Source organism: Flavobacteriales bacterium, from assembly GCA_020435415.1.
In the GTDB taxonomy this organism is placed as follows: domain Bacteria; phylum Bacteroidota; class Bacteroidia; order JACJYZ01; family JACJYZ01; genus JACJYZ01.
In genome coordinates this window covers 1-21,167 of record JAGQZQ010000020.1, presented here as the reverse complement: position 1 = coordinate 21,167, position 21,167 = coordinate 1, and the positions used below count along the sequence as shown (strand labels likewise).

Sequence of the window (21,167 nt, the reverse complement as noted above, 5' to 3'; positions counted from 1 at the left end):
CTGATTTTACGACTACTGACTACTACCCGGTTATGAAAACCGGCTCATTAAGGCGGGCAAAGATATCACATTCGTGTGATTAAAAAAACAGAAAACGGCTTGCAGGTCATGCAAGCCGTTCAGTCTTAATGCTTATGCAACGTAAAGTACACTTTTTGCTGCTTCAATGATGCGTTCTGCATTGGGCAGGTATGCATCGATCAGGGTTGGCGCATACGGCAGCGGAACATCCCTTCCCGTAACCCGAAGCACCGGAGCATCCAGGTAATCGAATGCATCTTTCTGCACTTTAAAGGCCACTTCTGTAGCAATGTTGCCCAATGGCCAGGATTCTTCAATAACAACCAGTCGGTTGGTTTTCTTCACCGATTCAATGATCGTAGGATAATCTACCGGGCGAACACTCCTCAGGTCGATGACCTCGGCGCTGATATTCATTTTTTCCAGTTCAGCAGCTGCCTGATGTACGGCTTTCATGATTTTTCCGAAACCAACGAGGGTGATATCCTTTCCTTCTTTCTTTACCTCTGCAACACCAATGGGGATCAGGTATTCCCCTTCGGGAACCTCTCCTTTATCACCATACATCTGCTCGGATTCCATAAAGATCACCGGATCATCATCACGGATAGCGGATTTCAGCAACCCTTTTGCATCCGCAGGATTGGAAGGTACGATCACCTTCAGTCCGGGACAGTTGGCATACCAGCTCTCAAATGCCTGAGAATGCTGTGAACTCAACATTCCGGCTGATGCAGTAGGACCACGAAAGACAATGGGTACATTATACTGACCACCGGACATGGACATCATCTTCGCAGCCGAGTTGATCACCTGATCGATGGCCACCAGCGAAAAGTTGAAGGTCATGAACTCGATCACCGGGCGTAGTCCGTTCATCGCGGCACCCACTCCTATACCGGCAAAACCCAGTTCGGAGATTGGGGTATCGATCACCCGTTTGGCGCCGAACTCATCCAGCATGCCCTGACTCACTTTATATGCTCCGTTGTACTCGGCGACTTCCTCGCCCATCAGGAAGATGCTCTCGTCTCTTCTCATTTCTTCGGTCAGTGCTTCGCGAAGTGCTTCTCTGAATTGAATTTCCCTCATTCTTTGCTGGAATTAAAATGTTGTCCGCGCAAAAATATAAATTCCCTGTCAATTCCCTACCAATAAAAAGAGGGTACTTATGCCCTTTTCGCATGCGTTCTGTTTCATTTTTTTTTTAAGGATCATTTCATTAAATTTGCGCTCCTTCAAATGACTAGCAAAGCAATCCAATGAATATACTCGTTTGCATCAGTAAAGCGCCGGACACCACGACGAAGATTCAGTTCGTGGACAACAACACCCGGCTCGACGGAAATAATGTGCAGTATATTGTTAACCCGTATGATGAGTGGTTTGCACTGGTACGTGCCCTTGAACTTACTGAAGCCGGTGGCGGACAGGTAACCATCATCAACGTAGGCAAGGCAGAAAATGATCCCGTCATCAGGAAGGCACTGGCTATCGGTGCCCATGAAGCGGTTCGGATAGATGGTGACGACCAGGACGGTTATTATGTGGCCGGACAGATTGCCGCATATGCCAAAGACAAAAACTTTGATCTCATCCTTCTTGGAAAGGAAACCATTGATTTTAACGGCTCCATGGTGGGTGGAATGATCGCCGCTATGCTGGACCTACCTTTCGTTTCGCTGGCTTCCAAGCTGGATGTAAACGGAACTTCTGCGACAATTTCCAGGGATGTCAAAGGAGGTGTGGAGGTGCTTGAGTGTGCAACACCTATGGTCATCAGCTGCGCCAAAGGTATGGCTGAAGCGCGCATTCCGAATATGAGAGGGATTATGGCCGCAAGAAGCAAACCGCTGAACGTGGTCCCTCCGGTAGCAGATATCAGTCCGCTGGCAACAGTTCAATCATATGCAACCCCTCCGCAAAAAACGGCCTGCAAAATGATCGATGCCGAAAATGCCGGTGAACTTATCAACCTATTACATAACGAAGCTAAAGTAATCTAAGCAATGGCCGTACTTGTTTTTTGTGATGCCTCTGAAGGTAAAATTGCCAAATCCGCCCTTGAAGCCCTTTCTTATGCGGCTGCCATCCCCGGTGCAGGAGATGTCATCGCCGTAACCTATGGTTCCGTCGGCGATGATGTGTTGTCCGGGCTCGGAAAGTACGGCGCTGCCAAGGTATTGGTGGCGAAGAACGGAAACCCTTCCGACCCCGGTTCAATGGCCAAAGCCATTGAGGGAGCGGCCAATGCCAACGGTGTCAATATCCTTGTATTTTCACACGATGCCAACGGAAAAGCCGTGGGTCCCATGGTCGCAGCACGCCTTAAAGCCGGTCTGGCCCCGGGTGCCATATCCTTGCCCGATACCGCCTCCGGATTTGTTGTTCAGTGCAATGCATTCTCCGGTAAAGCTTTCGCCTCCTACAATATTTCAAGCGATAAGAAAGTGATCAGTCTGATGCCAAACTCTTATCCGGTAACGGAAAAAGGTGGTCAGGCAACCGTTGAGGAACTTCCTACCGACAATCCGCGTATCAAGGTCGTGGAAGTGAAAAAATCAGAAGGCACCATCAATCTGCCCGAGGCTGAATTGGTGGTATCCGGTGGTCGCGGACTCAAAGGTCCCGAAAACTGGAATATCGTTGAAGAGCTGGCCGGCACACTCGGTGCCGCCACAGCCTGCTCAAGACCCGTCTCCGACATGGGATGGCGCCCGCACCACGAACACGTGGGACAAACCGGTATCGCCATCCGCCCGAACCTATACATTGCCATTGGCATTTCAGGGGCTATCCAGCACCTGGCAGGTGTCAACGGCAGCAAATGCATCGTAGTGATCAACAAGGATCCCGAAGCGCCCTTCTTTAAGGCGGCCGACTATGGGATCGTAGGTGACGCTTTTGAAGTGATTCCCAAACTGATTGATGCTGCAAAAAAACTGAGCGCCAATTAACCGGCGTACTTGAATCCAGCGGGGATGCCTAAAAAAGGGATGAAGAAAATAGAGCTTAATATTATCGGGCTGTCATACAGTCAGACGCAGTCTGGGGCCTATGCCCTCGTGTTAGGTGAAAACAAAGGGAAAAGACGGCTTCCTATCATCATAGGCGGTTTCGAAGCCCAGGCCATCGCCATTGAGCTTGAAAAAATGACGCCCAGCCGGCCACTCACCCATGACCTCTTCAAAAGCTTTGCAGAAACCTTTGATGTGGACGTCACGGAAGTGATTATCTACAACCTCGTGGAAGGCATTTTCTACTCAAAACTGATCTGTAGCCAGGGAAAGGAAGAATTTGAGATCGATGCCCGGACTTCAGATGCCATCGCCGTTGCCGTACGCTTTAACTGTCCCATTTATACATACGAATTCATTCTCTCCACCGCAGGCATCATCCTCGAAGAAGGCACCGATGAAAAAGCCGATGACGAAGAAGCTGTGGGAAAACTGGAGGCTGAAGATGGCAACTATCATCAATACAACCTTGAGGAACTGAAGAAACTGCTGGATGATGCCATCTCGGAGGAAGCGTATGAAAAAGCTACCCTGATTCGCGACGCGATCAAGGAACGCAAAAAGTCTTCCGGATGAAGCAGTACCTGGACCTGATGGAACTGGTGCTGAAAGAAGGCAACACCAAATCCGACCGGACCGGGACGGGTACGCTCAGTATTTTCGGACACCAGATGCGCTTTGACCTGCGCCAGGGGTTTCCGCTCCTCACCACCAAAAAGCTTCACCTCCGCTCCATTATCCATGAATTGATCTGGTTCCTGAAAGGGGAAACAAATGTTCGTTACCTGCACGAAAACAAAGTCACCATCTGGGACGAATGGGCAAACGAAAACGGGGAACTGGGACCTGTTTACGGTAAGCAATGGCGTGCCTGGGAAGGCTCCAACGGTCAGGTGATCGACCAGATGGAAGACCTGCTTCAACAGATCAGAAACAACCCCGATTCCCGTCGCCTCATCATCAGTGCATGGAATGTCGCCGACCTTCCACGTATGGCCCTCATGCCATGCCACGTGCTGTTTCAATTCTATGTGCACGACGGAAAGTTGTCCTGCCAACTCTATCAACGCAGTGCCGATATTTTTCTGGGTGTACCTTTCAACATCGCATCGTATGCCCTGCTCACGATGATGATCGCCCATGTGACCGGCCTGGAAGCACATGAATTCATCCATACTTTCGGCGATGCTCATCTTTACAGCAACCACCTTGAGCAGGCCAGATTGCAACTCACGCGTACACCAAGGCCCCTTCCTACACTTACCCTGAATCCGGAGGTAAAGAACCTGATGGACTTCAAATTCGAAGACTTCGAACTCAAGGGCTACGAACCGGATCCGCACATCAAAGCACCTGTAGCGGTTTAAGAAAATCATTCATCATGGAATTATCCTTCATCGTCGCCGTCGCAGAAAACAACGTGATCGGTCAGGACAACCAACTGCCCTGGCACCTTCCGGCAGACCTTAAATACTTCAAGAAAATCACCACGGGCCATACGATCATTATGGGCAGAAAGACCTATGAGTCTATCGGAAAGCCGTTACCCAACCGTCGTTCTGTGATTGTGACCAGACAAACGGGCTATGAGGCATCCGGATGCACCGTGGTCGCTTCCATCGCCGAGGCCCTGGATCTTTGCTCGGATGAGCAGGAGGTCTTCCTGATCGGTGGTGCGGAATTATATAGTCATGCCATGGACAGGGCTGATAAGCTTTACATCACCCACATTCATCATACCATACAAGGCGATCGCTATTTTCCTGAGATTACGAAGAACACGTGGAAGGAAATCGAACGTGAGGATTGCTCCGCGGATGAGAAAAATCCTTATGATTACAGTTTTGTGGTGTATAAAAGGCGTTGACATACGGTGGGCGCAGGTCTTCGGTTAAACTCTTCCAATATCGTAAAGACCCTATTCAGTTGCCCAAGTACCCTAACACTATTCACCGGAATCCGTATCTTTATAATCATACTGTATCTATAGCAAGAGTTATGCGCAACGTACATCCACAATACATTACTGACAAGAGCGGCAAGAAGATATCCGTTGTGTTACCATTGAAAGAGTTTCAGCATATTATGCAGGAATTGGAAGAATTAGAAGATATCCGCTTGTATGACGATGCCAAAGCCAGCGGTGAACCATCTGTTCCCATAGACGAGGCATTCAAAGCCATTGAGGCCAAACGCTCAAAAAAGAAGTAAATGCCTTACAAGGTCACTTTAAGAAAGAGGGCCATCAAATCTCTGGAGAAAATCCAGGAACCTTATTACTCGAATATTAAAACGGCCATCTACGATTTAGCGGACAATCCCCGACCAAGCGGTTGCAAGAAACTTAAAGGAAGAAGTGCTTACCGCATCAGGGTGGCAGACTACCGGATCATTTATGACATCTTTGACAAAACGCTTATTGTCGACGTCATTGACCTTGGGCACCGGAAAGATATTTACGAATAGATGAGCTTGATTACGCTGCCTTCAGCTTACTCAACGGAGTTTTATCCAGCCGTTCGGTGGCATACTCCCTGGTGAGGGTCCATTCCTTTGCATCGGTCATGGAAGGCAGTTCATACATGATGTCCGTCATGATGGCTTCGCAGATGGAACGCAGGCCACGGGCACCCAGTTTGAACTCTACCGCTTTCTCGACGATAAAGTCCAGGGCCTCATCCGTGATCGTCAGCTTCACCCCATCCATCTCAAATAGTTTGGTGTATTGACGGACCAATGCATTCTTAGGCTCCGTGAGAATCTTACGCAACGATTCTTTATCCAACGGTAACAGATGGGTGGTTACCGGGAACCTGCCGATGAGTTCGGGGATGAGTCCGAAAGACTTCAGGTCCTGCGGGGCCACATACTGGATCATGGCCTTATCCCGCTCGGCACCCCGGTCAGACTTGCCGTAACCGATGCGCTGGGTCTGGATGCGATTGGCAATGATGCGTTCTACACCATCAAAGGCACCGCCGCATATAAACAGAATATCCTTGGTATTGACAGAGATCAGCTTTTGCTCGGGATGCTTACGGCCACCCTGGGGTGGAACGTTCACGACGGTACCTTCAAGAAGTTTCAGCAAACCCTGTTGCACACCTTCCCCGGATACGTCACGGGTAATGGAAGGATTGTCTCCCTTGCGTGCGATCTTATCGATCTCATCGATAAACACAATGCCATGCTCAGCTGCGCCCACATTGAAGTCTGCCGCCTGCAATAATCTTGAGAGGATGCTTTCCACGTCTTCACCCACATAACCGGCCTCGGTGAGAACCGTGGCATCAGCAATGCAGAAGGGCACTTTCAGCATTCGGGCGATGGTTCGTGCAAGCAGTGTTTTTCCGGTACCGGTCTCCCCCACCAGGATGATGTTTGATTTTTCAATCTCCACATCCTCCTGCGAGGCCACCTGGCCAAGTCGTTTGAAGTGATTGTACACTGCCACGGACAACACCCGTTTGGCAGCTTCCTGACCGATCACATATTCATCGAGGTGCGCCTTGATCTCCGCAGGTTTCAGCAGTTTCCATTGCCCTTTGACATCTTCCCTGCCATGAACCTGGATCTCCTCGCTGACGATAGAACGGGCCTGCTCAACGCAATGCTCGCAGATGTGCCCTTCAATGCCGGAGATCAGAACGAGCACTTCCTCACGGCTTCTGCCACAAAATGAACACTTCGTCTGATCTTTCGCCATCTCTCTGGTTTTAGTTTTACTTAGGCTGGTTCTTCACCAACACTTCATCGATCATGCCGTATGCTTTGGCTTCTTCGGCCGTCATCCAGTAGTCACGATCACCATCTTTATAAACCTTCTTATAATCCTGGTTGGAATGTTCCGCGATGATCTCGTACAGCTCCTTCTTCAATTTGACGATCTCCTTGGCAGTGATCTCGATGTCGGAGGCCTGTCCTTCCGCGCCACCCATGGGCTGGTGGATCATCACCCGTGCATGTCTGAGACTGGTACGTTTTCCTTTCACACCGGCACAAAGCAGTACGGCAGCCATGGAAGCGGCCATACCCGTGCAGATGGTAGCTACATCAGGTGCAATGTATTGCATGGTATCGTAGATACCCAGTCCGGCATATACAGAACCGCCAGGAGAGTTCAGGTAGATCTGGATATCCCTTTTGGCGTCTACGGATTCCAGGAAAAGCAGCTGAGCCTGGATAATATTGGCCACATAATCATTGATGGGTACACCCAGGAAAATGATACGATCCATCATCAACCGTGAGAACACGTCCATGGTGGCAATGTTCAGCTGGCGTTCTTCGATGATGGTCGGGGAAATATAATTGGCCCTGTGTTGTGAAGCATAACTATCAAGTGTCATGCTGCTGATGCCCATATGTTTGATGGCAAATTTCCGGAACTCGTCCCTTTCGTTCATGTGGTTATTTTTTATTTCGTTTGAATCCAAAGTTAAAAAAGCTGTTCTTCTCTTCCTTCTTGTTTTGGACCAAATTAACAAATTCTGTGAAGTCAACCTCCTTTTCCACCAACGTTACTTTTTCCCTTAACGTAGCAAACACTTTTTGTTCATAGAGTTGGTCGTAAATCTTCTTTCCTTCCTCCTCTTTATGCATAAGCTGGTGGGCATATTTTTCCAGATCCTCATCCGAAATGCCCGTCTGCCCGTATTGCGCAAGCTGTTGTTGCAGGGACGCCTTTGAGAAAGCCAGTGCTTCGTCATGTTCCACCTTCAGGCTGTTATCGCGGATGATCTTATTTTCGATCAGCTGCCATTTCAGACCTTTGGCATACTTGTCATAATTCTTAGCAATATCCTCTTCCGCATTCTCATCTTTACTCGCCTGGATCATCCAGCGTTTCAGGAAATCATCAGGCAGGGGAACTTTCACCTTGGACAGCAGGTGTTCCACGATGTCATTGCGCAGTTTGTTTTCACTGTCGTGAACGAGTGACTGTTCCAGGTGTTCCTTTATTTTCAGTTTACATCCGGCTTCATCTTTCACTTCACCTTCGCCGAACAGCTTATCGAAAAACGCCTGGTCCATAGCAGCTTCTTCCACACGGCTGATGCCGGAAACGGTAAATGAGAATGTGGTTGGCAACCCATCCACATACTGTGCATCCACTCCCAGCATATGTGCCACTTCTGACTCCTGCGGAACCATTTTCTTAGGATCTACCTTGATCACATCGTCTTTGGATTTTCCAAGAAGTGCTTTTTTAGTGGCATCATCGGGTATTTTGTGAATCATCACCGAGGCGCTATTGGATATACCTCCTTCAACCGGCTGACCGGCATCATCAAGTTGGGTGAACGTACCGTACACAAAATCCTCTTCGGCGATGTTATCGGCTGGCTTTACCTGACCGTAGCGTTTTCTGAGCTCTGCCAGTTCTTTGCCCACCAAATCGTCGTCGGCAGTGACTTTATAATGTTTGATTTTATCGCCAGCCCCGATTTCCACTTTCACATCCGGAGAAAGTCCGAGTTCGAAGGAGAATTCATATTCTTTACCTTCCACCCATTCCAGGTCTTCCTGTTCATTCTCCAGCATGGGATTTCCAAGTATCTGGAGTTTTTCTGTGGTGATATAGTCGTTCAGGGATTGGGAAACAACCTGGTTTACTTCTTCAACGAGAATGCTTTTGCCATACATTTTACGGATGAGGCCGGGAGGCACCATCCCCGGACGAAAGCCCGGCATGGATACCTTTTTCCGGTAATCCTTGATGGCTTTGTTCACCTTCTCGCTATAATCGTTCGGCTCTACTTTAACCTTCAGTATCGCTACGAGGTCCCCTTTTTCTTCTTTTGTGATTTGCATGTTTTCTTAGTCTGTACGGGAAAAATGAGGTGCAAAGATAATAAATATGTAGCGAGGTTGCCAGATGTGAATATGGCTAAGTGAGATTTGATGAACCCGGGGAAAGAATGGACGTGCTTTAGTGTTTCAGCGGCCTCTTCTTGATCATCCCACCCCTGGTGTCCTTCACACCGTGCATCACAACAAAAGCAGAAGGTTCGATCTTCTCGATCTCTGTATTGAGTTTGTTCACCTCCAGTCGGGTAATGACCGTATAAATAATCTCAACTTCCGAAGTATCGCCGCGTTTGCCATATCCCCTTTTCCCGCTATAAATTGTAACACCCCGACCGAGCTTATGGATGATCATCTGACGAATATCCTCGCTGTGTGAGGAAACTATGGTCACTCCGATATATTCTTCAATTCCTTCGACGATGAAATCCAGGGTTTTAGATGCAGCCAGGTATGTGATCATGGAATACAGGGCGATATCCACGCCGAGGAGATAAGCTGCAGCGGCAAAGATCAGGGCATTGATGACGATAATTACATCGCCGATGGTCACCCCGAATTTTCTGCCCAGAAAGATGGCAAGTACCTCGGTACCATCAATCACTGCACCACCTCGTATGGCAAATCCGATACCGGCGCCAAGGAAGAAGCCTCCAAACACAGCCACCAGGAGGTTATCATTGGTTACATTAGGAAATTCAACAAGAGCAAGGCAAATGGCCAATCCCGAAATAGCAAGCGCTGTTTTGAAGGCGAATGCTTTATTCACCACTTTTGCACCAAGCAGGATAAATGGCGCATTAACACCTATAATAAGATAATGAAGAGGTATGTCTGTGAGGGCAGCCAGCAACAATGATACACCGGTGGCGCCACCATCGATAAAGTTGTTCGTAAGAAGAAACCCTTTAAACCCGAATGCGGCCAGGAAGATTCCGGAAGTAACCAACAGAAAATCCTTGACATTACGCCTGAACAGTATGGTGAACTCCCTGTATCCTTTGGCAAGTCTATAATCGGAATACTTTTTTCTGACTCCCTTCTTCTTGTCTTTGGATCGAAGTGTAGTACGTATAATCAGCCGGGTCCAGAAAGGATTCATTGGGAAAGATCCGTATTAGCCTATAAACGGGGTAAATATAAAGAGAAGCATTCACAAACTGACGTTCTCCTATTAACTACCATCAATCAGGGGAAGCCTTCAGCAGCCAAGCTCTCTCGGCTTGAGCAAACCTGTCTTTTAGTCCACAACCCATTAGCACGAACAACAATAATACTGCTGTATATCTCATCATACTGATATAAAATTCAGGTATATTCAACTAGTGCTGATTTGCAACCTGTAGTCGTCATTGCTTATACATTCTTAGCTGATGCTCAGGATAGAAAGACGAAGGTGCAACCTTCGCCCAACATATCGTGGAATTTGGTAAGCTACGGAAAACGAATTACACAACGCCACTCCTAATCCTTGTAAAACAAATTGATCCGTGACAATTCCAGTCCGATCTGATGGATTCCAGCCAGTATCTTTTCTGTTTGCCTTTCCGATGGTTTTTTATGGCCTTGTACATATTGGGAGAGCAGAGTAGCGTTCATGCCTATTTTTTCGGCAAGGAACTTTGCATTCAGCACTTTGTAGTATTGGAAGAATTGGCGGATGTCAATCTCGAACTTCAGGTCGCTTTGCCTTACCGGAGTCGCTTTATCCTCAAAATAGAGTGCTACGGCTTCCACAGCATTGCGCATAAGCTCCTGCACCGTTTTGCCGGTTGTAAAGATCGGATAGGAATTTGTATATGCAGAAAACCCGGTATCGGTTTTTTCCACGGTCAAAGTTATTTTACCTCTCTTAGTCATCATATATCTTTCCTTAAACCTGCATCCTTCAGTATTTTCAAGGCCAGTCCTTTTCCCAATTCCGAACTACCGTGATTGGGAAAAACGATGATCCCGTTTTTCTTATCATGTTTCATCTTGACATGTGAGCCTTTTTGTGCGTAAGGAACCCATCCATCTCGAATGAGTATTCGGTACAGTTCAGAACATTTCATGGAGTCACCTAACGAGATCAGTGGCCCGCTTAAAAGTAAATAAATATTTACTTTTTATCAAACCGTTTACATTTGAAAATGCCATCTAACGATGAGCAACGCGAATGTGACAAGAATAAGTTGTTGGTTAGGATAAAGGAATGCAGGTTCTTGCGCAGGCAAGTTTCGGATCAATTTTATCTTTCAGCGACGAACAGCATACTGCATCTGTTTCTGCGATGTCAGTTCACCTAAAAGCGCTATCTTTGCAATCACGTAAATGTGCTACTGCGCATGTGGCGTAATTGGTAGCCGCGCCAGACTTAGGATCTGGTGTCGAAAGACGTGGGGGTTCGAGTCCCTCCATGCGCACTGAAGGAACAGAGATTCTCTAGTAAGAGAGTCTCTGTTTTCTTTTTATACCTTATCGAAAGGGATCCCGCGTAACGAAGTGAATGCGGTAAGTCCCTCCATACCGCCAGACCATCTTGGTATATTGGTGGATTAAGGAGATTGCACCGATACCAACCTAAACCAATTACACCCGACTATTTCCATGAAGAATGTTAATTTTGCTGGATGATTCCCGAATCGGAGTCCATCCGAATATCCGGGAACTTACGACTATGTACTAACTACTATCTACTAGCAAAAGTGTCCCATTTTTCAACCATAGACCCCACTCAGGTGACCGTACCGGAGTTACACGGCACCCTGCTCGGCGCCATCGGTCCACGTCCCATCGCACTGGCCTCTACCATCGACCCGGACGGAAGACCTAACCTGAGTCCGTTCAGTTTTTTTAATGTATTCAGTGCAAATCCACCCATCGCCATATTCTCTCCGGCACGACGGGGGCGTGATAACACCACCAAGCACACCTACGAGAATGTAAAGCAGGTGCCGGAAACCGTCATCAACGTGGTAAATTATGCCCTGGTACAGCAAACATCGCTGTACAGCACAGAATATCCGGAAGGGGTGAACGAATTTGATAAAGCAGGACTCACGGCCATTCCATCGGAAAAGGTGAAACCTTTCCGCGTGAAGGAATCACCCGTACAGCTGGAATGCAAGGTGAAAGAGGTCGTGGAACTGGGCAGCGAAGGAGGTGCCGGAAACCTGGTCATCTGTGAGGTGGTGCTGATCCATGTGGCCAACGATATTCTGAATGAGAACGGCAAAATCGATCAACATAAGATAGATCTGGTCGGGCGCCTTGGTGGTAATTGGTATTGCCGTGCTTCCGGATCCGCCCTTTTTGAGGTGGAGAAACCGCTTACCACACTGGGCATAGGTATTGACGCCATCCCGGAAACCATTCGTCACAGCCACATTCTCACAGGGAATCACCTGGGCCAGCTTGGTAATGTAGAGCAGTTGCCAGCTACCGAACTTATTCAACAATGTCGTCAGCAAGAAGAGGTCGCCAGCCTGTTTGATCAACACGGTGGCGATGAGGCTTCCCTTACCACAGCCCTGCACACCCTTGCCGCCCACAAGCTGGCCCATAATCAGGTAGCGGAGGCCTGGTGCATTTTACTCACACAAAACAACTAAATCATGTATACACTCAAAGGAACCCTCAGGGTAAAAAGCGAAGCCAAACAGATCAGCGACTCATTCAGAAAAAGAGATTTCGTTGTTACAGAACAATCCACACAATACCCGCAGCATATCAGCTTTCAGCTAACCCAGGATAAATGTGAGTTACTGGATTCTATCCAGCCGGGCGATGAGATCACGCTGTCATTTAATATCCGCGGCCGGGAATGGATCAGCAAGGAGGGTGAGAAAAAATACTTCAACTCACTTGATGTATGGAAGATTGAAAAGGAAAATGCGGGTGGTCAGAACGGACCGCAAGAGTCTACTTTCTTTGCAGATGAAACACCACCGCCGGAAACCGACGATCTTCCTTTCTGATCAGATGTTTTGACTACATAGGGTGACTGCTCTGGCTGGTCTTGCTATCCAGGGCATCCCTCAATGCATTGCCAACCAGGTTAAAGGCCAGGACCATTGTCATGATAGCTAATCCGGGAAGGATGGCAAGGTAAGCGGCATCAACGATAATGTATCCATAGTGGTCACGGATCATGCTACCCCAGGAAGGCATCGGTGGCGGTGCACCTACCCCCAGAAAACTCAGCCCGGCCTCAATGAGGATGGCTGCCGCAAAGTTGGCCGCAGATATAACAATCACCGGGCCCATCACATTGGGAAGCACGTGTAGTGCGATCAACCGCGCATTTTTAAAACCCAACGCCCTTCCGGCCTCAATGAATTCTTTTTCGCGGATGCTGAGTACCTGCCCCCGCACAACCCGCGCTACTTCCACCCACATAGTAAGTCCTACGGCCACAAACACCTGCCAGAATCCTTTTCCCAATGCAAGGGTAATGGCGATCACCAGCAAAAGTGTAGGGATCGACCACACCACATTGATGATCCATTGAACCACATTGTCCACCCGGCCACGGAAGAAACCACCAATGGCACCCATCGCCAGACCGATGACGAGGGAGATGAGCACTGAAATAAATCCAACGGAAAGAGAAATGCGCGTTCCGGCCATCAAACGACTTAAAAGGTCACGTCCGGAGCGGTCCGTACCCAACCAATAGGTGCGCGTGATCAGATGATTGTCTTTCACTTCTTCCTGAAGCTCTTCGATCGAAGCGGATTCAATCTTTCCGTTTATCCCCATGAAGAAAAGCCGGTCTCCCCGCTTCTCTACATCCGGTCTTTCGTAAGACAACGGGTAAACAACATCGGCAAGGTTATACTTCTTCTCAGGCACGTCCTCATCATCATCTATACCTGTATATTCTTTTACAAAAATATTGGCACCTTCAAAATGGTAAGAACTGATGGGAATGGCCCGATACCGGCTTTTCTGACCGAACATGAGTTTTAGGATAAAATTGGAATATTCGATCTGTTCATTCTTGGTAACAAGCAGCATTTCCACGGAAAAACCAGGCTTCTTGATCGTTAGCTCCGGCTTTTGATCATTCGCCATAGGTGTGGAGTCAGGCATGATCAGATAACCAAGGATGGCAACAGAAACAGCCAGACATATGATACCCAGTCCGAACATACCGATCCGGTTCTTCCGCATCCTGCGCCAAACCTGAAGGGTAAGGGATTCTTTTGATTTATTTTTATTCTTTGCCAAAGCGTAAGCCTGATTACCGGACCTTCCTTCCTTTCCACCGGTAGCTTCCTTTCAACACCAGAAGCCCGGATACAGGAATATACAGCAGATTCAACAGTTCGCCCAATAATACTTTTAACGGAAATCCTCTTCTGAACTCCATTGCCTGGTTTTGCTGGACGTCTACCAAATATAAAAACATCATATCAATCAGAAACTTCAATACGAAAACCCGTCGGAACCAGAACATATAATCCGAAGCGGTTATCGAGAGTATTACGCAAATGAGCATGAAAAGATGCAGAAAATAGACCAGGGCACCTGCGAACTGGATGTGAAGGCTTTTATACCCTCCGAGCATTTTGGATGCCCATCGCACCCGCTGATCCATAAACAAGCCGGGATTACCCAAGGCGGGTGTTGACACGACGGCCTCCGTATGCTTGGCAAACGCAATGCTGTCGGGATAGTTCGTCATCATTTTATGCAGCAGGAAAACATCATCTCCGGAAGCTTTCTGTGTGTTACCTTCATAACCTCCCACTTCAAAAAAAGCTTCCTTTTCAAAAGCCAGGTTCGCTCCGTTTGCCATGGTAGGTTTTCCCCAACCAACGGCCCCGCCGGTCAGACCCATCAACGCCCTCATCTCCAGTGCCTGCCACTGACGGAAAAAACCTTTGCCTGTTAATGCCACCGGCCCCAATACCATCTTTGCCTTTTCAGAAAGATAGGTAGTCACCATCATCTGAATCCATCTGGCCGGATGCGTGCAATCTGCATCGGTCGTAACGATGAGCTGACCGGAAGCGTGTGATATGCCCATTTGTAGTGCTGCCTTCTTCCCCTGACCATCATTGTCCAGCATCATCACTTTGAAACCATCATGTCCCGCGATCTTCTCATTTGCAACCCGTAACGTTTCATCATCGGAATGATCATCAACAATAATACACTCCAACAATGCGGAAGGATACTCCTGTTTCAGCAGGGAGTTTATACATCGGGGCAGATTTCCGGCTTCATTACGTGCGGCTACCACCACCGTGACCATTACTTCAAATTTGGTATTGCGATGTACATCCGGTTCCTTCACTTTTCGCCATCCGAACCATATCCAGGCTAAATACACTCCGTAAAGATTAACGAGCAACACAACGCACGATAGAAGAAATTCCGTCATCTGGATATGATTTTCATGCGCAGTATAAAAATGCTGCCCAGCAATGCGGGTATGGCCAGGTTGATGATCCAGAGAAAGAACATGGCGAGCAGTACCCCCAATTGATTGGGGGAAACATAGGATATAAAGTAGATGGCCGTGGAAGCACGAACGCCCAGTTCCGCAAAAGCGATCGGCTTGGGAATGACCGTTATCATGAAAAACATCATGGGCAACAAGATCAAAGCCTGTGTCACAGAAATATGTACATCAAAGGTGATCAGGAGCAGGTATAGCTGACCCGAGAACACAAAGTACCGGGATACCGAATACAGCAGTACCCGGAGCAACTCCCTGCCTTCATAGTACGTTAAGGCTCGGAGATACTTTCGGGCCCAGTTCATCAGCCCAATACGGTGGGCTGCACGTTTTAGAAGCATTCGTCTGAAAAATGCAACCGCCATCAGGCCAATCAGGGCGACCGTCACGAACAACGCCGCATAGAAAAAATAATCCTGGAGGTAATCGTCGGAATCAAAATAACAGGTGTAAAAAAACACGGATGAGATCACTCCTGCAAGGAGGGTGACCATCAGTTGCATCATACTCCCGATGAGGGTGATGACTACGGCATCCAGGCGGTGTTCGGATTTCAGATGAAACACCCTTCCCCCATATTCACCTATTTTGTTGGGTGTAAAAACACTGACCGTCACGCCCGAAAAGATTGCTGACACTGCCCTTTTGAAGGAGATCGTCTCTACCTTCTTTACCAGATACCTCCACTTAACAGCCTCAATACCCCAGTTCAGTAACATCATTAACAGTACCGTGATCAGATAAGGCCATTCATGTTTGCCCACGGAATGTTCCGCAGCCTGGGTAAGCTCATCCAGGTCATGTTTCAGGAAAACCTGCCGGTAAATGTAATAGAAGGCCAGACAAACAATTGCTATCTTTATCAACCAGGCAGCCGCCTTTCGAAGTTGCTTTCTTCGCATGGGCAAGTTTTATGGCTGGAAATTAAGGAAAATTAGGACGACGGGATGTCAAACCATGCGATAAAAAAGGCAGCTAAGGACCGGATCATCCTGGGCATAGACCCCGGAACCAATGTGATGGGCTATGGCATCATCCATATCAAGGGGGTTCAGCCACACCTTCTGATCATGGATGCATTGCATCTTTCTCCAAAAAAAAGTCATCCCGACCGGCTAAAGACCATCTTTGAATTCACCCTTGAATTGATACGCACGCATCATCCCGATGAGCTGGCGATTGAAGCGCCGTTCTTTGGGAAGAACGTGCAATCAATGTTAAAGCTGGGACGTGCGCAGGGGGTGGCCATGGCGGCATGCCTGTATCAATCCGTTCCGATTTTCGAATACAGTCCGAAGAAGATCAAGCAATCCATTACAGGTAACGGCAACGCCTCGAAGGAACAGGTTGCTGCCATGCTGAAGTCTATCTTCAGCTTAAAGTCCCTTCCAGATAACCTGGATGCTACGGATGGTCTGGCGGCGGCGCTATGTCACCACTTTCAGGGCGATAACCCCTCGGGAGCCGCGGCCAAAAGCAGTTCCGGATGGGCTGGTTTTCTCAAAAAAAATCCGGATCGGCTAAGAAACGGGTAACTTCTCAAAGACAGCTCTGATCCGCTCCGCCCGCTGCTGTTGCTCTTCAGAGGGTATTTCCATTTTAGGTTTGGAGAAGTTGATATCTCCCACGTAGTTGATGGGTACCAGGTGGATATGCGCATGCGGTACCTCAAGGCCGATGACGGCTATACCGATGCGCTTGCATGTTTCCACCGATTCAATGGCTGAAGCCACCTTCCGGGCAAATATCCAGTAGCGTTCATAGACCTCATGAGGCAGGTCGAAAATGTAATCCACCTCCATCTTTGGCACCACCAATGTATGTCCGGGTGCCAAAGGCTGAATATCGAGAAAGGCAATGAATTCTTCGTTCTCTGCGACTCTGAAACTGGGGATTTCCCTAGCGATGATCTTTGAAAAAATGCTTGGCATAAAGATTACATGGATATATCCACCACTTCAAGTTCCATGGTACCGGAAGGTACTTTGATGGATGTTTTCTCCCCTACCTTCTTTCCCAGGAGTCCCTTACCTATGGGAGAATCCACGGATATCTTACCTTGTTTCAGATCTGCTTCTTCTTCTGAAACCAGGGTGTATTTCATAGTGGAACCGTTGCCATTGTTTTTTATGGTAACGGTAGATAAGATCACCACCTTGGAATGATCCAGCTTGGAACCATCGATGACCCGGGCATTCATTACAATCTCTTCCAGCTTGGCTATCTTCATTTCAAGTAGCCCCTGTGCATCCTTTGCCGCATCGTATTCTGCATTCTCTGACAAATCTCCTTTGTCACGGGCTTCTGCAATTTGTTTAGATATCTCAGCCCTTTCATGGGTCATGAGGTGTTCCAGTTCATCCCGGAGCTTTTTCAAGCCTTCCTGGGTAAAATATTGGGTCTTTGACATAATTGTTTGGTGTGGTTACAAAAAAGAAGAATCCCGCATGGGCGGGACTCTTCTCTCAACTGTAAAGTTGGGAATTTTTTTCGGCTGGCGAAAAAAAATCACATGTTTATTCTTGCACCGAATGTGTGTACCCCGGCAAACGGGTCGCGGGCGCGGTAAGAGTAATCAACGCCGAAGGTGGTGCCTTTGGAACCCATAGGTATTTCCACGGTAACACCAGCGGTAGGACCGGCCCACCAGGTTGTTTTGTCATCCTCAGTCAACATTCCTTTTTCATAATGATAACCGGCGCGTAGCATGAGGTATTTTTTATAGCCATATTCCAATCCGCCTTTCACTTCATCTTTCGAGAAGGAATTGGAAGTATAGGTACCTGCGAATGTCAAACGATGTGACTTGGTGCTGTCGATGCCCGTACTTACGATGTCATATGACAGACCGATATTCAGCAGTGATGGCAATTCAAAAGTGGATGTACGCTGCTCAACACGCATATCATAACCACTTCCGGAAGGCGCATCCGTACGGAAAGAGATTCCATCACCAGAGAACTGCATAGGCGGGCCTACGTTGCGGATGGATATGCCGAACTTGGTACGCTCCGGGTGTTCTGCATTTCCCGTAACGTATTGGATTCCGGCATCAATGGCAACACCTTGTGCTTTCACATCGGAGATGGCCTCGGAAACGGTGCGGATACTTACGCCACCGAAGATACTATTTGAAAACGCCCTGGCATAAGACAAACCGATATTGAGGTATTGGGGAGAGAAAGTTCCCAATCCACCTTCAGGCAAGTCTGTGGTGGTGATCATGATGTCACCGAAGTCCATGGACATGATGGTAAGTCCGAGAACACCTGAAGCGCCTACCTTCTGGGTAAATCCAAATGTATTGATGTAAATGTCCGCATCTGCAAACCACGCAGACCTTGCAAACAATACCTCCGTACGTTTGGTAAAAGCAGATCCTGCTATGTTAAGGAATGAAGCCTCAAGGCCACGCACGGAAGCCGAATTCGCCCCTGCCCAGCCAGAGCTTCTGGCAAAAGGGTTGATCAGCAATTCTGTGGCACCGGCCTGGCCGGCGCGATCCTCATTACCTGCCTGTACCTGTTGGCTTACCAGGCTTGTTGTCAGAGCAACAGCAGTGATGATTAGAACCTTCTTTCTCATGTTATTTGCTTTCACTTGAAATTCATTTTAACTAACTAACAGCCACGAGAAACCGGAAATGATGCATAGGGTTTCATCGTTTTCAAACACAATCCATTAAAAAGTGTCAAGGTCGATAGGTCTCATGACACCAAACCATTTCAATACTTTTTCACCGGCATCTCCCGCATCCACGTGAATCAGATAAATACCACTTGCCACAGGAATACCAGCTGAGTTCTTAAGATCCCATTCCAGAGAAGTCGCAGGTTCATCTTTTTTGAACTTGCGGATCATCGTACCGCTGATCGTGTAGATCGACACGGTGCATTTCTCAGGAAGGTTTGTGATCTTAATGCGTGTATCGATCTGATTGGCTTCGTAGGCGGAATACGCATAGTATGGGTTGGGTACCACGTTTACCAATTCCATGGCATCCTTGGCTGTTTCCAGGTCACCCGTTACCGTTTGTACATCATAGGTACTGAATTTATACACCGGCGCCTGAGGACTCATGGTGTTGTACAGAGTGTCCGTAGTTTCTCCGACGATGGCAAAATCCCTCACATAAGGTTTCCGAATCCTGAGCTGAATTCTGATATCGCCATTCAACCAAGCAGAGCCTGGAGCCATCATAGGAATAGCCGTCCACATGCAATCCTTAAATACATTTCGTCTGTCGATGCTGTTGTTGGTCGACAGCTTGTTATAAGCAAAGGCACCATTATCGTATGCGGGCATATCGGTTGCTGTATTGCCATTATGACCGAAGATATACAGGTAATGCATTCCTCCAAGAACAGGCGTCTGCAAGGGTGGTACACTAGCAATGCTCGTGGGATTGAATATCATATCCCGACCATTGTGTCCGGACAGCCAGGAGTTCTCCCCGAACATAACATTCAGACGTTCTCCGGTTTCAATGTTGATCGCATATCCGGGAAACCATCCCATTCCGGTTCCGGTACCATCAGGATTTCCGTTCTTATCAACCGACGCACCTGAGCGGAGCGAGAATTTACTTGTGCCCCCTTCATTAAGGGATGAGTTAGGTCCGAGTTCGATCACCGGACATCGGGTCCATTTGGATTTATCGCTGGTAAACACCACATCCACACTGGCGAGTTGGCTCATCTTCACCTGTGCATGGAAATTCTTCCAGGCCGGACCGTATTCCCACAAATGGGATGCAAGACGATAGGGTGCCCATGTACCTTCCAGCACAGTCTCAAAATCTTCCCCGTCATCCACTCCGAGGAAATCGTCGGTAAGGGTATCACTATTGTTGATGGTACCGGACCTGATCCAGTTGTAAATGCTACCTCCGTCGGCATCGGCGACAAACCGCAACCATGATTCACCGCTGGTAAGGATGGAACTTTCCAGAAGACCTGCATCCTTGTTCTTTCCGGGGTCTTCAACCTGTTTAAGGCTGACAGACATCCCCCAGTTATAGGAACCACCGTCTTTATTCTTTCCGAACTTACCGGAAAGTATCTGTTCGTTGGCTATCGAAATGTTCTTATCAGACCATACGGTATCTGAAGGACTGGCATCATTGATGATATACCATTTGGTGGTTTTATCCATGATGCCGGTTACCGAATTGCTTCCTCCGGTGAAGTACATGGTGAAGTCACCTGCAGGTACATTTAGCGGATCTATGATCTTAATATCAACCGGGCCGGCACCGTTCTGATACTTGACACGATAAGCCCTGCTTTTAGGACTGGCGAAGATAGAATCTTCTGTTTCCTGTGAAATTGCCAATACGCGGCCACCATTTCCCTGACCGATCATCCGTGTGATCTGAACGCCATCGCCGTAGTCCGCCGGATTAGACGTTCCTCCCGCTTCAGGCGAAGCGATGTGCGGAATACCCGTATAAGTCCTTATATTTCTTCTTCCGGCCTTATAAGGTTTCTTTTGACCGTCCAACTGATATGGATCCTGCTGGTCATACTTCTTAAACATGTTATATCCGTAGGAAATAGCCAGGAAATAGTAGGGTTTATGGTTTACCAGGCGGTCATCGCCACTGGCAAAAAGGTCTTTGGTCACAACGAAAGAGTGAACAATACCTTCATCACTTCCATTTACCATTTCTGTTGGCACGTTCCCTCCGATGGCCTGATCAAACTCATAATTGACCAACTGTTTCACACCATTCTTCACGTCACACTGGAAAGCCAGTCGTGCCAGATCCGGGTTGAAAATATCGGCAGCTGTCACCGTCGCATTCTTAACCTGATAAATCTGATATCCTTCAAAGTTGAAGGTGGTATCATACTTATTGGTAGCGGACC

Annotated in this window: 24 protein-coding genes and 1 tRNA gene; 11 read left to right on the top strand and 14 right to left on the bottom strand. The window is 48.0% G+C overall.

Annotated features, from left to right (window positions below; translation table 11 throughout):
- Window positions 1-132: 132 nt before the first annotated feature.
- Window positions 133-1,113 (bottom strand): pyruvate dehydrogenase complex E1 component subunit beta, encoded by a 981-nt coding sequence (locus KDD36_05290; GenBank protein ID MCB0396042.1) that lies wholly within the window; start codon window positions 1,111-1,113, stop codon window positions 133-135.
- Window positions 1,114-1,283: 170 nt separating this feature from the next.
- Here KDD36_05290 and KDD36_05285 point away from each other — a divergent pair, with 170 nt between their 5' ends.
- From KDD36_05285 to KDD36_05255, 7 genes are all read left to right on the top strand, one after another.
- On the top strand, window positions 1,284-2,027 hold the full coding sequence (locus KDD36_05285; GenBank protein MCB0396041.1) for an electron transfer flavoprotein subunit beta/FixA family protein: 744 nt from the start codon (window positions 1,284-1,286) through the stop codon (window positions 2,025-2,027).
- A 3-nt stretch (window positions 2,028-2,030) separates the two neighbouring features.
- Complete coding sequence (locus tag KDD36_05280; GenBank protein MCB0396040.1) at window positions 2,031-2,978, top strand: electron transfer flavoprotein subunit alpha/FixB family protein; 948 nt, start codon at window positions 2,031-2,033, stop codon at window positions 2,976-2,978.
- Window positions 2,979-3,017: 39 nt separating this feature from the next.
- A complete protein-coding gene (locus KDD36_05275) occupies window positions 3,018-3,614 on the top strand; it encodes a bifunctional nuclease family protein (protein ID MCB0396039.1) in 597 nt (198 codons plus the stop codon).
- The gene (locus KDD36_05270) at window positions 3,611-4,405 is read left to right on the top strand and encodes a thymidylate synthase (protein MCB0396038.1); all 795 of its coding nucleotides are present in this window, start codon (window positions 3,611-3,613) and stop codon (window positions 4,403-4,405) included. Before KDD36_05275 ends, KDD36_05270 begins: the two co-directional genes overlap by 4 nt.
- 14 nt (window positions 4,406-4,419) lie before the next feature.
- Window positions 4,420-4,905, top strand: coding sequence for a dihydrofolate reductase (locus KDD36_05265; GenBank protein ID MCB0396037.1), 486 nt, complete (start codon window positions 4,420-4,422; stop codon window positions 4,903-4,905).
- Window positions 4,906-5,036: 131 nt separating this feature from the next.
- Entirely contained in the window at window positions 5,037-5,249 is a 213-nt protein-coding gene (locus tag KDD36_05260; GenBank protein MCB0396036.1) for a hypothetical protein, read from the top strand.
- Window positions 5,250-5,504 carry a type II toxin-antitoxin system RelE/ParE family toxin gene (locus KDD36_05255; protein MCB0396035.1) on the top strand — a complete coding sequence of 85 codons (255 nt, stop codon included), beginning with the start codon at window positions 5,250-5,252 and terminating at the stop codon, window positions 5,502-5,504. It begins immediately after the preceding gene.
- 10 nt (window positions 5,505-5,514) lie between these two features.
- On the opposite strand, the gene clpX is transcribed toward KDD36_05255, so the two are convergent.
- From clpX to KDD36_05225, 6 genes are all read right to left on the bottom strand, one after another.
- Window positions 5,515-6,744: an ATP-dependent Clp protease ATP-binding subunit ClpX gene (gene clpX, locus KDD36_05250; protein MCB0396034.1), complete on the bottom strand. Its 1,230-nt coding sequence runs from the start codon at window positions 6,742-6,744 to the stop codon at window positions 5,515-5,517.
- Window positions 6,745-6,760: 16 nt separating this feature from the next.
- On the bottom strand, window positions 6,761-7,444 hold the full coding sequence (gene clpP / locus KDD36_05245; GenBank protein ID MCB0396033.1) for an ATP-dependent Clp endopeptidase proteolytic subunit ClpP: 684 nt from the start codon (window positions 7,442-7,444) through the stop codon (window positions 6,761-6,763).
- Window positions 7,445-7,448: 4 nt separating this feature from the next.
- Window positions 7,449-8,852: a trigger factor gene (gene tig, locus KDD36_05240; protein MCB0396032.1), complete on the bottom strand. Its 1,404-nt coding sequence runs from the start codon at window positions 8,850-8,852 to the stop codon at window positions 7,449-7,451.
- 118 nt (window positions 8,853-8,970) lie between these two features.
- Window positions 8,971-9,948 (bottom strand): YitT family protein, encoded by a 978-nt coding sequence (locus KDD36_05235; GenBank protein MCB0396031.1) that lies wholly within the window; start codon window positions 9,946-9,948, stop codon window positions 8,971-8,973.
- Between the two features lie 362 nt (window positions 9,949-10,310).
- Window positions 10,311-10,706, bottom strand: coding sequence for an XRE family transcriptional regulator (locus KDD36_05230; protein ID MCB0396030.1), 396 nt, complete (start codon window positions 10,704-10,706; stop codon window positions 10,311-10,313).
- Window positions 10,706-10,900: a type II toxin-antitoxin system HicA family toxin gene (locus KDD36_05225; GenBank protein ID MCB0396029.1), complete on the bottom strand. Its 195-nt coding sequence runs from the start codon at window positions 10,898-10,900 to the stop codon at window positions 10,706-10,708. Before KDD36_05225 ends, KDD36_05230 begins: the two co-directional genes overlap by 1 nt.
- Window positions 10,901-11,169: 269 nt before the next feature.
- Between KDD36_05225 and KDD36_05220 the strand changes: the two genes are divergently transcribed.
- From KDD36_05220 to KDD36_05210, 3 genes are all read left to right on the top strand, one after another.
- Window positions 11,170-11,251, top strand: a tRNA-Leu gene (locus tag KDD36_05220).
- A 207-nt stretch (window positions 11,252-11,458) separates the two neighbouring features.
- Complete coding sequence (locus KDD36_05215; protein ID MCB0396028.1) at window positions 11,459-12,439, top strand: flavin reductase family protein; 981 nt, start codon at window positions 11,459-11,461, stop codon at window positions 12,437-12,439.
- A 3-nt stretch (window positions 12,440-12,442) separates the two neighbouring features.
- Complete coding sequence (locus KDD36_05210; protein ID MCB0396027.1) at window positions 12,443-12,805, top strand: DUF3127 domain-containing protein; 363 nt, start codon at window positions 12,443-12,445, stop codon at window positions 12,803-12,805.
- Window positions 12,806-12,818: 13 nt separating this feature from the next.
- On the opposite strand, the gene KDD36_05205 is transcribed toward KDD36_05210, so the two are convergent.
- The 3 genes from KDD36_05205 to KDD36_05195 form a co-directional block, all read right to left on the bottom strand.
- Complete coding sequence (locus KDD36_05205; protein MCB0396026.1) at window positions 12,819-14,003, bottom strand: ABC transporter permease; 1,185 nt, start codon at window positions 14,001-14,003, stop codon at window positions 12,819-12,821.
- A gap of 70 nt (window positions 14,004-14,073) precedes the next feature.
- Window positions 14,074-15,219: a glycosyltransferase gene (locus tag KDD36_05200; GenBank protein ID MCB0396025.1), complete on the bottom strand. Its 1,146-nt coding sequence runs from the start codon at window positions 15,217-15,219 to the stop codon at window positions 14,074-14,076.
- Complete coding sequence (locus tag KDD36_05195; GenBank protein ID MCB0396024.1) at window positions 15,216-16,199, bottom strand: flippase-like domain-containing protein; 984 nt, start codon at window positions 16,197-16,199, stop codon at window positions 15,216-15,218. Before KDD36_05195 ends, KDD36_05200 begins: the two co-directional genes overlap by 4 nt.
- A gap of 45 nt (window positions 16,200-16,244) precedes the next feature.
- Between KDD36_05195 and ruvC the strand changes: the two genes are divergently transcribed.
- Window positions 16,245-16,832, top strand: coding sequence for a crossover junction endodeoxyribonuclease RuvC (ruvC, locus tag KDD36_05190; protein ID MCB0396023.1), 588 nt, complete (start codon window positions 16,245-16,247; stop codon window positions 16,830-16,832).
- On the opposite strand, the gene KDD36_05185 is transcribed toward ruvC, so the two are convergent.
- The 4 genes from KDD36_05185 to KDD36_05170 all read right to left on the bottom strand — a co-directional run.
- Window positions 16,818-17,228 (bottom strand): HIT family protein, encoded by a 411-nt coding sequence (locus KDD36_05185; protein MCB0396022.1) that lies wholly within the window; start codon window positions 17,226-17,228, stop codon window positions 16,818-16,820. The two genes, ruvC and KDD36_05185, sit on opposite strands and share 15 nt — an antisense overlap.
- 5 nt (window positions 17,229-17,233) lie before the next feature.
- On the bottom strand, window positions 17,234-17,707 hold the full coding sequence (gene greA, locus KDD36_05180) for a transcription elongation factor GreA (protein MCB0396021.1): 474 nt from the start codon (window positions 17,705-17,707) through the stop codon (window positions 17,234-17,236).
- A gap of 98 nt (window positions 17,708-17,805) precedes the next feature.
- Window positions 17,806-18,882, bottom strand: a complete 1,077-nt coding sequence (locus KDD36_05175; protein ID MCB0396020.1) for a PorV/PorQ family protein — start codon at window positions 18,880-18,882, stop codon at window positions 17,806-17,808.
- Window positions 18,883-18,978: 96 nt separating this feature from the next.
- Window positions 18,979-21,167: T9SS C-terminal target domain-containing protein (locus tag KDD36_05170; protein ID MCB0396019.1), on the bottom strand; the 2,189-nt coding region annotated here is incomplete at its 5' end.